Origin of the sequence: Pseudoblastomonas marina (assembly GCF_014641655.1) — a bacterium.
Lineage (GTDB): Bacteria > Pseudomonadota > Alphaproteobacteria > Sphingomonadales > Sphingomonadaceae > Alteriqipengyuania_A > Alteriqipengyuania_A marina.
The window spans coordinates 2,546,277-2,559,355 of the sequence record NZ_BMID01000001.1 but is presented as its reverse complement, the minus strand read 5'-3'; the positions used below and the strand labels follow the sequence as shown (position 1 = coordinate 2,559,355).

Below are 13,079 nucleotides of genomic sequence, written 5' to 3'. Positions count from 1 at the left end.
CTGGCGCACCCGACAGGATTCGAACCTGTGGCCTCTGCCTTCGGAGGGCAGCGCTCTATCCAGCTGAGCTACGGGTGCTGACAGCGGGCGATTAGCAAGCTCACGGCGCGCATGCCAGCGCTTTTGCTGGGGCGACGCGATTAGCGATTTCGCAACCATCCGCGTCCTAATGTCGCAGGCGTGATGCAGCACCAGACAGACTCGTTCGACGGGGCCCTGGCCTTCGACCTCCTCCGCCGGAACGCCGATGACGCAGGCCCGTCACTGGCAACACGCTGGCAGTCGCTCGACGATGCCGGGCGCGTGATCGCCGCGCTCGCCGGCGAGGCCGAACCGCCGCCCGAACCCAACTTCGCTGCCCGCATCGAGGCGATCGCCGACGATCGGCACCGTCTGGCGGTGCAAGGGGTCGAAGATCTCTCCGCGATGATCGAGCCCGGCCTCGCGGCGCTGCTCTATGTTTGCGAGAACGGCGGCGACGCGCGCGCGCCCGCGCTTGCGCTGTGGCGCGAATTCACCGCCTCGCGCGTCGCGCTGCTGGCATTGGCAGCCGACCGCGGCGACTGATCCCGCGCGCGGCAGGTCGCACCCACGGCTTGCCAAGTTCACCTTTCGTTCCTATGCGGTATGCATGCCGCCTGCTGCCTCCATGCCCGAACTAGCCAACGCGCGCGAGGTTGCTCGCGGAATCCAGCGCCTGTTCGCACGCAACGATATCTGGTGCGTGCCCGAAATGCCGTTGCGCGGTGGCCGGCGCGCGGACCTGATGGGGATCGACGCCAAGGGCAAGGTCATCATCGTCGAAATCAAGGTCGCACGCGCCGACCTCGCCGGTGACGGCAAGTGGCCCGACTATCTCGACCATTGCGACCGTTTCTTCTGGGGCGTCCCACCGCATCTCGACCGCGCCATGCTCGAACAGGATTCGCACCGCCCCGATTGCTGCGGCGTGATCGTCGCCGACGGGTATGATGCGGAAATCCTGCGCCCCGCACCGCTGCGCGCGCTTGCCGCGGCGCGGCGCAAGGTCGAGGTCGAGGCGCTCGCCCGCGCGGCAATGCGGCGTTTCACCTGGGCGGGCGACGAGGCCACCCAGGGCTGGGGCCGGATCGACGGCTAGCTTCACCTGCGTCGACGCGGCATAAGGGGCGCGTGGACGCGACCTGGCCCATCATCCTTTCGGCGCTCGCGATGAGCGGGATCGTCGCCGCGCGTTATGCGGCAACGAGCGGCGGGTTCGCCTGGCTGACCGAACGCGTGCGCCCCGGCCATTATGCTGCACTCCGCCCTCAGATCGGGCGCGAAATCCGCTGGTCGCTGTGGTCCGCGCTGATCTACGGCGTCCCAGCCGGGGTGATTGCCTGGGGCTGGCAGGAGCATGGCTGGACGCGCATCTACACCGATTGGAGCACGCTACCGCTGTGGTACCTGCCGGTCTCGGTGCTCGCCTACCTTTTCGCGCACGACACCTGGTTCTACTGGACCCACCGACTGATGCATCGGCCGCGCTGGTTCCGGATCGCGCATGCCGTGCATCACGACAGCCGCCCGCCGACCGCGTGGGCGGCGATGAGCTTCCATCCGATCGAAGCGCTGACCGGTGCGGTCGTGATCCCCGCGCTGGTGTTCCTGATCCCGATCCATGTCGCCATGCTAGGCTGCGTGCTCGCGATCATGACGGTGATGGGGGTGACCAATCACATGGGGTGGGAGATGTTTCCGCAGCGCTTCGTTCATTCCAAGTTCGGCGATTGGGTGATAACCGCTAGCCACCATCAGCGACATCACGAGCGATATCGATGCAATTACGGACTCTACTTCCGCTTCTGGGACCGCCTGTGCGGCACGGATCGCGGGCTGGGCGCGTTCTAGCCGCGGCCAGCGCGGCAGCGCTGCTCGGTGGCGCCGCGCCGCCCGATTGCCGGCTCGACGTCGAAGTCCATTCGCTGCGCTCGTCGGAGGGGCTCGTCCACCTGTGCATGACCAGCAAGCCGGATCATTTCCCCGAATGCGAAGACGATGCTTCCGCCTACACCGCGACGGTGCCGGCCGCCGCGACGGTCAAACTGCGCTTCACCAATCTGAAGCCGGGTCGCTACGCGATCGCGCTGCTGCATGACGAGAACGGCAACGGTAAGGTCGACAAGACTTTGATGCTCCCACGCGAAGGCTTCGGCTTCTCGCGCGATGCCAAGATCCGGATGGGACCGCCGAGCTTCGAAAGCGCGGCGTTCGAGCTCGATTCGGCGCACGAGAAGCAGCGCATCACGATGCGCTACCTGCTCTGACGTCATTGCACCGCGGGCTCCCGGCGGCGTCAGAAAGTCGCGCCGTATTTAACGCTTAATTTACCACGGAAAGGCACAAACCCACGGAACCATGGGCACGAATGGGCGTGCGGCACCGGGGGTACGTGATGGATAGTCTTCGCGGCAATTTCTACGATGCGGATCTCGATCCGTACGCGAGCGATTCCGACGACGATCACGATCAGTTCGACGAGGTGCCGCCGGCTCCCGTCGGCCAGGACGAGCGCCGGATGCAGGTCCGGGCGTATAATTTCTGGGCCAGCCTGCTCGAAAACCGCAATTATCCGTCGATCGAGGATCTCGACCCGACCGCCCTGCCCGATTTCGGTCCGCACTCGGTGCTGCTCGATTTTTCGACTGGCATCGACAACCCGGCGATCCCCTTCTTGGGGGATCTGCTGGCCGAGGAATGCGATGGGACCGCATCCGAAATCGCCTGTCTCGAAGACGTCCCCAGCCGCTCCTTGCTGAGCCGGATCACCGATCACTACATGCAGATCATCGCCAACCAGGCGCCGATCGGGTTCGAGGCGGAATTCGTCAACCAGGCCGGGAATACCGTACTCTATCGCGGAATCCTGCTGCCCTTTTCGAGCGACGACGAGACAATCGATTTCATCTACGGCGTGATCAACTGGAAGGAACTCGCCGACCAGGACACCACCGACGCCCTGATGCTCGAGGTCGACCAGTCGCTCGAACTATCGCTGGCCGAGGCGATCGAGGACGAGGACGAAGAGGTCGAAATCGACCGTTTCCCTCCAGCTCCCGATTTCGACGATACGCAGGTCGATGGGTGGGCCGACGGCCCTGCCTCCGAAGGCGCGGAAACCGGGCCGGGCACTGGCGATTCGGTCGCCGACCTCCCCGGCGAAGACGCCCCGCTCCCGGGCTCGGAAGATCACGCCCGCGACCTGCCCGAACCGAGCTTCGGTCTGAAGCGCACGGTCGACATGATCGTGCCGCCGGTGGTCGATGCAAGTGAACCGCTCGATCTCGACGGCTATGCCGAGGACGACGACGAGCCGATCGATCCGGCGTCCTATGCCCCCGATTACGGCGACACCGAGGAAAACGAGACCGGCAACGATTCGGTCTACGCCTCACTTGCCGGCGCGCATGTCGAGGCGCTCGCGGAGGACGACGACGAGGAGGATTGGGCCGACCCCGAAGGCGAAGCCGCGGTCCCCACTCCCTACGAACCCGAGAGCGAGCCCGTCACCGACGCGGCCACCCTGCCGGCCGTGGCCGAAGCGGACGTCGCCGATGGACTGACCGAGCTCGCGCCCGAAGACATGGGGCTGGCCGACTGGCTCGCCTCCGCGCGTGAGCTCGCGCAGGCGGCCAAGGGTTCGGAGGAGCGCACCCGCTTCGCGCTCTATCACGCGATCGGACGGGCCTACGATTTCTCGATCGCGGCGCAGGAAGCGCCGGAGGATTTCGAACAGCTGATCGAAGAAGCCGGTCTTACGGTGCAGGATCGCGCGCCGATGACCCCGATCGTGAAGCTCGTCTTCGGAGCGGATTACGACAAGACCCGAGTCACCGAATACGCCGCCGCACTGAGCCATGCGCACCGGTTGGGCGTCGAGCGCGGCGAACTCGCCCAGGTCCTGTCCGATGCCAGGGGCGGGTTGAAGGCCATCGTCCGAGAAGAGCGCAAGCTCCGGAAGGCCGAACAGGGCAAGGCGGTCGAAGTGACCGATGGCGTGCGCGAAGAGATCGCGGACAAGCTCCGTGCGCTCGATCCGCAGGGTTTCGAGGATGTCGCCCGTGATGGCGCCGAATTCGCGCTGCTGATGGTGCGCCGCCAGGCCGACGGAACGATCGTGCTGCTCGGCGAGGTGCCCGAAGATATCGGGTTGGTCGAAAAGGCCGCGCGCAAGCTGCTCGACTGATTCCCCGGGATTTTTTGCGCCCGTCGTTCGAGCCCGCTAACGCGGCTCCATGCCGCTGATTCCCCCGCGCGATATTCGCGTCCAGCCCTATTTCGGATTTCGCAATGCGCAACGGCTGATCGTCGACGCCCGCGTCCTGCGCGGGTCTCCACCCAAATTCGACCTCTCGGGCGGCTGGCGCACCTTTCGCACCATGCTGCGACTCTACAACTCGCACGAAGTCGCGGAGCATCCGGTCACCCTCGAAGTCGAAGCGCCCGACGGATCGCGGCAGTCCCACGAATTGGTCAGCGGCAAGGAAGGCTACTGCCATTTCGAGATCGACCTCGCTCCTGCACGGCCCCTGCCCGAATCCAGCGCATGGGAAGCGGTGACGTTTCGCTGGTCCGATGCGCGCGGCGACCATTGCGTGGCCGGTCACGTGCTCGCGCCGGGCGCGGACGATGCAGCAGGGGTGATTTCCGACATCGACGATACGATCGTCGAGACCGGCGTCACCGGCGGCGTGCGCTCGGTGCTCAGGAACTGGCGGCGCCTGTTCGCCACCATGCCTTCGGCGCGCGAGCCGGTCTCTGGTGCCGAACTGTTCTACGAGGCGCTCGGCGGAGGGGTCGATGAGAAGGGCGACGAAGCCGGCGACGCCATGCCCGCCAGTCGCCGTCCGTTCTTCTACGTCTCGTCCTCGCCTTGGAACCTTTATCCCTATCTCGTCGCATATATGCGTTCGCGCGGGATGCCGATCGGCCCGCTCCGGCTGCGCGACTGGGGGTTCGATCGCAGGACCTTCGGCAAGTCCTCGCACGGGTCGCACAAGACCGATGCGATCGACGCCATCCTGTCGCTTTATCCCGAGCGACGCTTCGCGCTCGTCGGCGACGATTCGCAGGGTGACCTGACCGCCTATGCAAAGGTCCTCGAACGGCATCCGGCGCAAGTTTCCGGAATATTCATCCGCAAGGTCGGCGAGCCCTTCACCCCCGAGGAAGAGGCGGCGAAACAGGCGGTCGAGGCGACCGGCGTGCCGCTCTATATCGGCCAGAGCTGGGACGAGGGGCACGAATTCCTGGCGGAAGCCGGTCTCGGCGGTAGCGAAGACGCCAAAACCGTGGTCGAAGCGACCGAACAGGAAGGCGGCGAATGAGCCCGAGGCGGAAGCGTATGGGATGGTGGATCGGCGGCATTTCGCTTGCGCTGCTTCTGGGGCTGGCCCTCGTCGTCTGGAACACGGCGAGCGGCCATGGCGGGCCGCGGCTGGTCGACTGGATCGACCGCGCGAGCGCCGGGTCGCGCGAGGTTGCGCAGCTCGCAAACGTCCAGCTGGGCGACGATCCCGCGGTGACCGCTGCGGTCTACGCGCAGCCGCTCGGCAAAGGCGATGCTCCGCGACCGGTGATCGTATTCACCCATGGTGGCGGATGGAACTGGGGCGATCCGGACGATTACGGTTTCATCGCGCGCAGCCTGGCGAGCGAGGGCTATGTCGTCGTACTGACCGGTTACCGCCTGTTCCCGCAGGCGCGCTTTCCCGCCATGCTCGAGGATCTCGCGACGGCGGTGGCGTGGACCGATGCCAACATCGCCCGCTTCGGCGGCGACCCGGGACGGATAGTGCTGATGGGTCATTCGGCGGGCGCTTACAATTCGCTGATGCTCGGGCTCGACCGCCAATGGGTGGCCGACGAAGGGCTCGATGCCGATCGGTTAGCGGGCGTGGTCAGCCTGGCGGGACCGGCCGATTTCTACCCGTTCGACAAGGAAAGCTCGATCAACAGCTTCGGCCAGGCACCCGATCCGCAGGCGACTCAGCCGGTCAATTTCGCGCGCGCCGATGCCCCGCCGCTGCTGCTCGTACATGGCGGCGCGGACACGGTGGTCCGGATCCGCAATTCCGAAGCGCTCGCACGCGCGGTGGCGGGCCTCGGGGGCCGGGTCGACACCGCCTTTTATCCGGAAATGGGTCACAATGACGTGCTCCTGAAGCTCGCCAGCCCGTGGTGGCGCGACAATCGCGTGCGTACCCGCGTGCTGGCTTTCCTCGCAGACGTCGCGCCGACCGACTGAATTCTTCAGTCCCCGTTCAACTGCAAATGCGCTAGGCTGGCACGATGCGATCCCTGAACCGCCTGCTTGCCCTCGTCATGGCGCTTGCCGCGCTAACGGTCTTCACCGCGCGCCCGGCATTGGCCCAGTCTATCCTGCGCGATGCCGAGAGCGAGGCGGTATTGCAGGATATGTCGGCTCCGCTGATCGAGGCCGCCGGGCTGGAGCCGGAGAATGTCGAGATCGTTCTCGTCAACGATCCTTCAGTCAACGCCTTCGTCGCGGGCGGACAGATCGTCTATATCCATAGCGGCCTGATCAACGCGGCGGAGAACGCCAACGAAGTGCAGGGCGTGATCGCACACGAGCTCGGTCACATTACCGGCGGCCATATCCTGCGCTTCGGCGACGGGATTCGCGAGGCGTCGGGCATTTCGCTGCTGTCGCTGCTGATCGGCGTCGGCGCTGCGCTCGCCGGTGCGGGCGAGGCCGCGATGGGTGCGATCATGGCCGGGCAGCGGGCCGCGATGGGCAAATTCCTAGCCTTTAGCCGGGCGCAGGAAAGCTCGGCGGATGCCGCGGGTGCGCAATACCTCTCGGATGCGGGCGTTTCGGGCAAGGGCAGCCTCGAATTCTTCAAGCGGCTGCAGCAGATGGAATTCCGCCGCGGGTTTCGCCCGAGCGCGCGCGGCGACGACGAATATTACCGCACCCACCCGATGGCGGGCGATCGCGTGGCGACCCTGCGCGAGACCTACGCGATCGACCCCGCATGGGAAAAGCAAACCGATCCCGAGCTGGAAGCGCGCTTCCAGCGGATGCAGGCCAAGCTCTACGGCTATCTCGCCGAGCCGAAGCAGGTGCTTACCCGGTATCCGGCCAGCATGACCGGTGACGCCGCGCGAATCGCGCGCGCCTATGCCTTCCACAAGGATGCGCAGGTCGATCGTGCCAGCGAGGAAATCGAGGCGCTGCTCGAACGTTACCCGGACGATCCCTACCTGCTCGAGGTCAAGGGTCAGGTACTGCTCGAATCGGGGCGCCCCGAAGAAGCCCTGCCGCCGCTGCGCCGTGCGACCGAGATTACGCGCGCCCAGCCGCTGATCGCGACGATGTTCGGCCACGCGCTTATCGCGACCGAGGACGAGGACAATTACGAGGAAGCCGAGCGGGTCTTGCGCGCCGCGGTCCAGCGCGATCGCTACAATCCGTTCGCCTGGTACCAGCTCGGCGTGGTCTATGCCGCTCGCGGCGACATGGCCCGCGCGCGCCTCGCCAGCGCCGAACAGCAAGTGCTGAGCCGACAGATGCAGCGCGCGCTGCAAAGCGCCGAGGCGGCCGAGAACGCACTTCCGGTGGGTTCGCCCGACTGGTTGCGCGCGCAGGATATCTCGATGCAGGCGCGCGCCGCGCTGGAGCGTGAGCGCGAAGGGCGATAGGGGCGTTTCATGAGTGAAGGAATTTCGGCAGGCCGCTTCACGCTGGCCGTAGCGGCAGCACTGGCGATCGGCACCGGCGCGGGATTTCTGATCGATCGCGCGATCTCCGACGACAGCCACCGCGACTACCTCCTCGAAAACCCCGATATCCTGCCCGAAATGGTGCAGGCGTTGCAGACGCAGGAGGCGCGCGCCCAGCTCGCCGACATCCGTACCGACCTCGAAACCCCGTTTCCCGGTGCCGTGCTCGGCAATCCGAGCGGGACCGTGACGCTGGTCGAGTTCACCGACTATTCCTGCACCTATTGCCGCGCGAGCCTCGCCAATGTGCAGGCGCTGATCGAAGCCAATCCCGACCTGCGGGTCGTGATCCGCGAATGGCCGATCCTGTCCGACGCCAGCGTCGCTGCCGCGCGCATGGGGCTCGCCGCCGCGCGGCAAGGCAAATACGGCGAATTCCACCGTGCAATGTATGAGGTCGACGCCCCTGCGGAAGAGGCGATCGAGATCGCGGCCGGGCGCGCGGGGCTCGACATGGCGCAGGCCAGGAAGGACATTGCCGACCCGGCCTTGGACGACGAGCTCCAAAAGAGCAGCGCGCTGGCTCGCCGGATGGGTTTCGACGGCACGCCCGCATGGGTCGTGGGCGATACCGTGCTGGCGGGCGCGGTCGGCAAGGATACGCTCGCAGAAGCGATCGAATCCGCGCGCGAATAGACCGATGCGCGCGTTGCGATGCACTCTCCTTCTGCTCGCCCTGACCGCTGCTCCGGCGATCGCGCAGCAGGCCGAGCCGACGCCGCTCGAGCGTCAGGCCTGGGCCGACCGCCGCCTGCTCGATGTCGGCTGGAAACTGGCAAGGGCGTCAGCGGACCTCTGTCCCGATGCACGCCCCGCCATCGGGCTGATGCTACGCGACGTGCGCGGCTGGGCGGACCCCGACGCGGTGCGCGAGGCCTTCGGGCAGAAGCGCGATTTCGCGGTGCAGGCGGTGGCCAGCAACAGTCCCGCAATGCGCGCCGGCATCGCTGCCGGCGACGAGATCGCAAGTCTCGAGGGGCGCGATCCCAACACGCTTCCGGCCGAGGATAACCGCGACTGGAAGCGGCTTTATGACGTCAACGAGACAATCGAGGCGAGGCTGCGCAGTTCTGGCGCTGTCGCTATCGCGCGCAGCGGCGAAGACGAACGGCGGATCGCAGGCGAGCCCGCCTGTTATGCCCGTTTCGAAGTCATCCAGGATTCGGACAGGGCGGCGAGCACCGGCCTGCGCGTGCGAATCGGCGACCGATGGCTTGCGGGCGATATCGCCGACGACGGCCTCGCTTTCCTCGTCGCGCACGAACTGGCGCACAACATCCTCAAGCACCGCCTGCGCCGCGAATTGCCGCGGCGCAAGCGCCCCTCGTCGCGTGATGTCGAACGCGAGGCCGACCGGCTCGCCACGTGGCTGATGGCGCGTGCGGGCTACGATCCGGCGGGCGCGGTCGCCTTCCTCGAGAAGCACGGCCCGGGGCAGGACGGGTTCCTCTATCTCGGGACGTCGCACGACGGGTGGAAATCCCGCCGGGACGCGATCGCGCGCGAAATCGAGGCGATCACCGCGGCAGGGACGCTCGACTGGACACCCTATTTCGCGGCGGAACTCGCGGCCGCGCGCGACGTCATGCCGCCGCCGGTTTCTCGCTGACGGCCGCCGCGATCGGAGAATTGACCGGCGTCGCCATCACCCGGCGCACCATCGGTTCGAAGAATTCGAGGCTTTCCGAATCGTAGTCCGGATCGAAGGCCGATTGGTCGTACTTCTCGCAGAATTCCGCACAGGCGTCGAAATACGGACTGTCGCGGAACTGCTCGCGCGCATCGCGATCCATGCCAAGATGGTGGAAATAGTAATACCCCTGGAAGGCGCCATGATGCTGGCAGATCCAGTGCAGTTCCTCGCTCACGAACGGCTTGATGATCGCCGCCGCGATATCAGGATGGTTGTAGGCCCCGAGCGTGTCGCCGATATCGTGCAGCAGCGCCATCACGACATAGGGCTCGTCGCGCCCGTCGCGATGCGCACGGGTGGCGCATTGCAACGAATGTTCGAGCCGGCAGACCGGGAAGCCGCCATGGTCGCCTTCGAGCAGCTTGAGATGTTCGAGCACGCGATCGGGCGTTCCCCGGGCGTGTTCGCCGAATTCGCGCGCGATCAGTTGCCAATCCTCGCGCGTGCCTTCGGTCATCGCCGCAAAATTCGCGCGTTCCGTCGCGCCGTGAACTGCCTTGCTATCCACATCCATCGCTTCGCTCCCTAATCGATCGCAGCATACGCGATGGCGAACAGGGCTGCAAAATTTTCCCGCGAGCGCGATTTCCGGGCTAAAGGCAATGGCCTGATGGCCGTGCTTCCCGTCCAACCCACGCCGTTCTTCGCGAACAAGAACCAGGCTTTCTGGCGGCTCCAGCTGGCCGGGTGGGGCGGCGTGCTGGCGCTGCGCATCATGTCGGCGCTGGCGAACGACCAGCCGTGGTCGTTCTTCCTCGTCCTGCTCGTCTTCACCGTGACCGGGTTCTCGATCAGCTTGATCCTGTCGGTGGTGTACCGCCAGCTGATCACCCGTCCGCCGTTGGTGACCTGGGGCGTCAGCCTGATCGTTCTGCTGTTCGCGGTCGGCATCCACGCGATCATCGATACCTGGATCGTAGGGCTCTACCGACCCGACACCGAATCGGGCTTCGTCCAGCGGCTGGTCGGCGTCTACGGATACGACCTGGTGCTGCTGGGCGCCTGGTCGGCGCTCTATTACGCGATCAATTTCTTTCTCCAGGTCGAGGAGCAGCAGGACCGCCTGCTCGCGCTCGAAGGACAGGCGACCAGCGCCCAGCTCGCCATGCTGCGCTACCAGCTCAACCCGCACTTCCTGTTCAACACGCTCAATTCGATCAGCACGCTCGTCCTGCTCAAGCAGACGACTCAGGCCAATGCGATGCTTTCGCGCCTGTCGTCCTTCCTGCGCTACACGCTGATCCACGAACCCGGCGGGCGGGTGACGGTCGAGCAGGAAATCGACACGCTGAAATTGTACCTCGATATCGAGCGGATGCGGTTCGAGGATCGCTTGCGCACCAGTTTCATGATCGACGACGAGGCCTGCGATGCGCTGATGCCCTCGCTCCTGCTCCAGCCGCTGGTCGAGAACTCGATCAAATACGCCGTCAGCCCGCAGGAAAGCGGCGCCGAGATCCGCGTCGACGTCCGCCTGATCGGGCCGACGCTGCGAATCATGGTGTCGGACACCGGCCCCGGGCTGAAGGACAGCGCGACCGACAAGCGCATGTCGGGCAAGACTTTCGATGGCGGCGAAGCGGTGTCGACCGGGGTCGGGCTCGACAATATTCGCAATCGCCTCGCACAGGCGTATGAAGGGGAACACCGCTTCGAGATCCGCGAACCGGCCGAGGGCGGCTTCGGTGTCATCATCGAGATACCGGCCGAATTCGCAACCGAAACCACCGCGCAACCGCGCGTGGCGACCGAAAAACAGGGATCACCGGAGGGAACCGAACTGGTCCCGCCCCGCTTTGCTCAAGGGAGTAGCCAGAGCACATGACCATCCGCACCATCATCGTCGACGACGAAAAGCTCGCGATCCAGGGCTTGCAGGTCCGTCTCGAGCCGTTCGACGACGTCGAGATCATCGACACCTGCGCCAATGGGCGCGAGGCGATCCGCAAGATCAAGACCGAGAAGCCCGATCTCGTCTTCCTCGACATCCAGATGCCGGGTTTCGACGGATTTTCCGTGGTCAACGGCGTGATGGACATCGATCCGCCGCTGTTCGTCTTCGTCACCGCCTATGAAGAGCACGCGATCCGCGCCTTCGAAGCCAACGCCGTCAGCTATTTGATGAAACCGGTCGAGGAGGACAAGCTTGCCGACACGATCGAACGCGTGCGCAACCGCCTGTCCGAGCGCAAGTCGGCCGAGGAGGCGGAAAAGCTCAAGAACGTGCTCGCCGAAGTCGCGCCCGACCGGGTCGACGACCTCGAAGGCACGGGCGAGAGCAGCGAGCGTTACGAAAAGCTGCTCAACGTCAAGGATCGCGGCCAGATCTTCCGAGTCGATGTCGACACGATCGAGCATATCGAGGCGGCGGGCGACTACATGTGCATCCGCACGGCCGACAATTCGCTGATCCTGCGCGAGACGATGAAGGACCTCGAACGCCGGCTCGATCCGCGCACCTTCCAGCGAGTCCACCGCTCGACCATCGTCAATTTGAACCTGGTCCGGCAGGTCAAGCCGCACACCAACGGCGAATGCTTCCTGGTGCTGGATTCGGGAGCCGAGGTGAAGGTCAGCCGCAGCTATCGCGACGTGGTCGCGCGGTTCGTCCACTAACCTTACAACCGCTCGCCCTGAGCCTGTCGAAGGGCGTCGGCACGGGCGTGCTTGGGCAAGCGCAGCACGAACGGAGAAGTGATGAGTTTCTCGCTGACCGGCTTCGATCTCGAAAAATTCGTCTCCGAGACCCTTGCCGAGGACCTTGGCGCGGGTCTCGAAGGTGGCGGACGCGATGTGACGTCCGAAAGCGTCATTCCCGCCGGGGCTCGGTTCTCCGGCGTGATGGATTCGCGCGATCCGATCACCGTGGCGGGCCTGCCGGTGGCCGAAGCGTTCTTCCGGCGGCTCGATCCCGACATGGCGATCGAGCGGCTGGTCGAAGATGGCGATCGCGTCGAACCGGGAACCGACCTGATGCGGCTCGAAGGCAATGCCCGCGCCATGCTTACCGCCGAACGCGCGGCGCTCAACACCGTGCAGCACCTCTCGGGCATCGCCACGCTGGTGCGGCAATATGTCGAAGCGATGGGTGACACCAATGCCGTGCTGCTCGACACCCGCAAGACGATCCCCGGGCTGCGGTTCCTCGAAAAATACGCAGTGCGGATGGGTGGCGGGCAGAACCACCGCATGGGGCTGTGGGACGCGGCGATGATCAAGGACAACCACGTGCTCGTCGCCGGCAGCGTGGGCGAGGCCGTGCGCCGCGCAGTCGATGCCGGGGTGAAGGAGATCATCTGCGAGGTAGACCGGCTCGACCAGATCGAACCCGCACTCGAGGCCGGTGCGACCCGGCTGCTGCTGGACAACATGGACCCCGACACGCTGCGCGAAGCGGTAGCATTGGTGACCGGGCGCGTACCGACGGAGGCCTCGGGCGGGATCAATCTCGATACGATCGCCGCCAAGGCCGCCACCGGGGTCGATTACGTGTCGGTCGGACGTTTGACGCAGAGCGCGCCCGCCGCCGACATCGGGCTCGATTTCACCCCGATCTGAGGGCGATTGCACGCGCACCGCAAAGCGCTAATGTAGCCAGCGCAATCCAAGGGGGAGGACG

At 65.6% G+C, this 13,079-nt stretch carries 14 protein-coding genes and 1 tRNA gene; 13 read left to right on the top strand and 2 right to left on the bottom strand.

The window, feature by feature from the left end; genetic code table 11:
• Position 1: 1 nt before the first annotated feature.
• Positions 2 to 78 (bottom strand) — tRNA-Arg (locus tag IEW49_RS12625).
• A gap of 105 nt (positions 79 to 183) precedes the next feature.
• Between IEW49_RS12625 and IEW49_RS12620 the strand changes: the two genes are divergently transcribed.
• The 10 genes from IEW49_RS12620 (at position 184) to IEW49_RS12575 (ending at position 9,376) form a co-directional block, all read left to right on the top strand.
• Positions 184 to 567 (top strand): hypothetical protein, encoded by a 384-nt coding sequence (locus IEW49_RS12620; RefSeq protein ID WP_188642995.1) that lies wholly within the window; start codon positions 184 to 186, stop codon positions 565 to 567.
• Positions 568 to 631: 64 nt separating this feature from the next.
• A complete protein-coding gene (locus tag IEW49_RS12615; protein WP_188642994.1) occupies positions 632 to 1,120 on the top strand; it encodes an MmcB family DNA repair protein in 489 nt (162 codons plus the stop codon).
• A gap of 71 nt (positions 1,121 to 1,191) precedes the next feature.
• Positions 1,192 to 1,872, top strand: coding sequence for a sterol desaturase family protein (locus IEW49_RS12610; RefSeq protein ID WP_188643213.1), 681 nt, complete (start codon positions 1,192 to 1,194; stop codon positions 1,870 to 1,872).
• Complete coding sequence (locus IEW49_RS12605) at positions 1,839 to 2,288, top strand: DUF2141 domain-containing protein (protein WP_229658196.1); 450 nt, start codon at positions 1,839 to 1,841, stop codon at positions 2,286 to 2,288. The genes IEW49_RS12610 and IEW49_RS12605 overlap by 34 nt, the downstream gene beginning before the upstream one ends.
• Positions 2,289 to 2,416: 128 nt before the next feature.
• Positions 2,417 to 4,207, top strand: a complete 1,791-nt coding sequence (locus IEW49_RS12600) for a PAS domain-containing protein (RefSeq protein WP_188642992.1) — start codon at positions 2,417 to 2,419, stop codon at positions 4,205 to 4,207.
• Between the two features lie 49 nt (positions 4,208 to 4,256).
• Positions 4,257 to 5,348, top strand: a complete 1,092-nt coding sequence (locus IEW49_RS12595) for a phosphatase domain-containing protein (protein ID WP_188642991.1) — start codon at positions 4,257 to 4,259, stop codon at positions 5,346 to 5,348.
• A 17-nt stretch (positions 5,349 to 5,365) separates the two neighbouring features.
• Positions 5,366 to 6,268, top strand: coding sequence for an alpha/beta hydrolase (locus IEW49_RS12590; RefSeq protein WP_188642990.1), 903 nt, complete (start codon positions 5,366 to 5,368; stop codon positions 6,266 to 6,268).
• Between the two features lie 44 nt (positions 6,269 to 6,312).
• The gene (locus IEW49_RS12585; RefSeq protein ID WP_188642989.1) at positions 6,313 to 7,686 is read left to right on the top strand and encodes a M48 family metalloprotease; all 1,374 of its coding nucleotides are present in this window, start codon (positions 6,313 to 6,315) and stop codon (positions 7,684 to 7,686) included.
• A 9-nt stretch (positions 7,687 to 7,695) separates the two neighbouring features.
• Complete coding sequence (locus IEW49_RS12580) at positions 7,696 to 8,403, top strand: DsbA family protein (RefSeq protein ID WP_188642988.1); 708 nt, start codon at positions 7,696 to 7,698, stop codon at positions 8,401 to 8,403.
• Positions 8,404 to 8,407: 4 nt separating this feature from the next.
• Positions 8,408 to 9,376, top strand: a complete 969-nt coding sequence (locus tag IEW49_RS12575) for a M48 family metallopeptidase (protein WP_188642987.1) — start codon at positions 8,408 to 8,410, stop codon at positions 9,374 to 9,376.
• Here IEW49_RS12575 and IEW49_RS12570 read toward each other — a convergent pair.
• On the bottom strand, positions 9,351 to 9,974 hold the full coding sequence (locus IEW49_RS12570) for an HD domain-containing protein (RefSeq protein ID WP_188642986.1): 624 nt from the start codon (positions 9,972 to 9,974) through the stop codon (positions 9,351 to 9,353). The two genes, IEW49_RS12575 and IEW49_RS12570, sit on opposite strands and share 26 nt — an antisense overlap.
• A gap of 96 nt (positions 9,975 to 10,070) precedes the next feature.
• On the opposite strand from IEW49_RS12570, the gene IEW49_RS12565 reads away from it, so the two are divergent.
• From IEW49_RS12565 to nadC, 3 genes are all read left to right on the top strand, one after another.
• Positions 10,071 to 11,285, top strand: a complete 1,215-nt coding sequence (locus IEW49_RS12565) for a sensor histidine kinase (RefSeq protein ID WP_188642985.1) — start codon at positions 10,071 to 10,073, stop codon at positions 11,283 to 11,285.
• Complete coding sequence (locus tag IEW49_RS12560) at positions 11,282 to 12,076, top strand: LytR/AlgR family response regulator transcription factor (RefSeq protein WP_188642984.1); 795 nt, start codon at positions 11,282 to 11,284, stop codon at positions 12,074 to 12,076. The genes IEW49_RS12565 and IEW49_RS12560 overlap by 4 nt, the downstream gene beginning before the upstream one ends.
• Positions 12,077 to 12,157: 81 nt before the next feature.
• Entirely contained in the window at positions 12,158 to 13,018 is an 861-nt protein-coding gene (gene nadC / locus IEW49_RS12555; protein WP_188642983.1) for a carboxylating nicotinate-nucleotide diphosphorylase, read from the top strand.
• The last annotated feature ends 61 nt before the right edge of the window (positions 13,019 to 13,079 follow it).

Coding starts and splice junctions, on each gene's coding strand:
- IEW49_RS12595 (WP_188642991.1), top strand. CDS start 4,257: ATGCCGCTGATTCCCCCGCGCGATATTCGCGTCCAGCCCTATTTCGGA.
- IEW49_RS12560 (WP_188642984.1), top strand. CDS start 11,282: ATGACCATCCGCACCATCATCGTCGACGACGAAAAGCTCGCGATCCAG.
- nadC (WP_188642983.1), top strand. CDS start 12,158: ATGAGTTTCTCGCTGACCGGCTTCGATCTCGAAAAATTCGTCTCCGAG.
- IEW49_RS12570 (WP_188642986.1), bottom strand. CDS start 9,974: ATGGATGTGGATAGCAAGGCAGTTCACGGCGCGACGGAACGCGCGAAT.
- IEW49_RS12610 (WP_188643213.1), top strand. CDS start 1,192: ATGAGCGGGATCGTCGCCGCGCGTTATGCGGCAACGAGCGGCGGGTTC.
- IEW49_RS12590 (WP_188642990.1), top strand. CDS start 5,366: ATGGGATGGTGGATCGGCGGCATTTCGCTTGCGCTGCTTCTGGGGCTG.
- IEW49_RS12580 (WP_188642988.1), top strand. CDS start 7,696: ATGAGTGAAGGAATTTCGGCAGGCCGCTTCACGCTGGCCGTAGCGGCA.
- IEW49_RS12600 (WP_188642992.1), top strand. CDS start 2,417: ATGGATAGTCTTCGCGGCAATTTCTACGATGCGGATCTCGATCCGTAC.
- IEW49_RS12575 (WP_188642987.1), top strand. CDS start 8,408: ATGCGCGCGTTGCGATGCACTCTCCTTCTGCTCGCCCTGACCGCTGCT.
- IEW49_RS12620 (WP_188642995.1), top strand. CDS start 184: ATGCAGCACCAGACAGACTCGTTCGACGGGGCCCTGGCCTTCGACCTC.
- IEW49_RS12565 (WP_188642985.1), top strand. CDS start 10,071: ATGGCCGTGCTTCCCGTCCAACCCACGCCGTTCTTCGCGAACAAGAAC.
- IEW49_RS12585 (WP_188642989.1), top strand. CDS start 6,313: ATGCGATCCCTGAACCGCCTGCTTGCCCTCGTCATGGCGCTTGCCGCG.
- IEW49_RS12615 (WP_188642994.1), top strand. CDS start 632: ATGCCGCCTGCTGCCTCCATGCCCGAACTAGCCAACGCGCGCGAGGTT.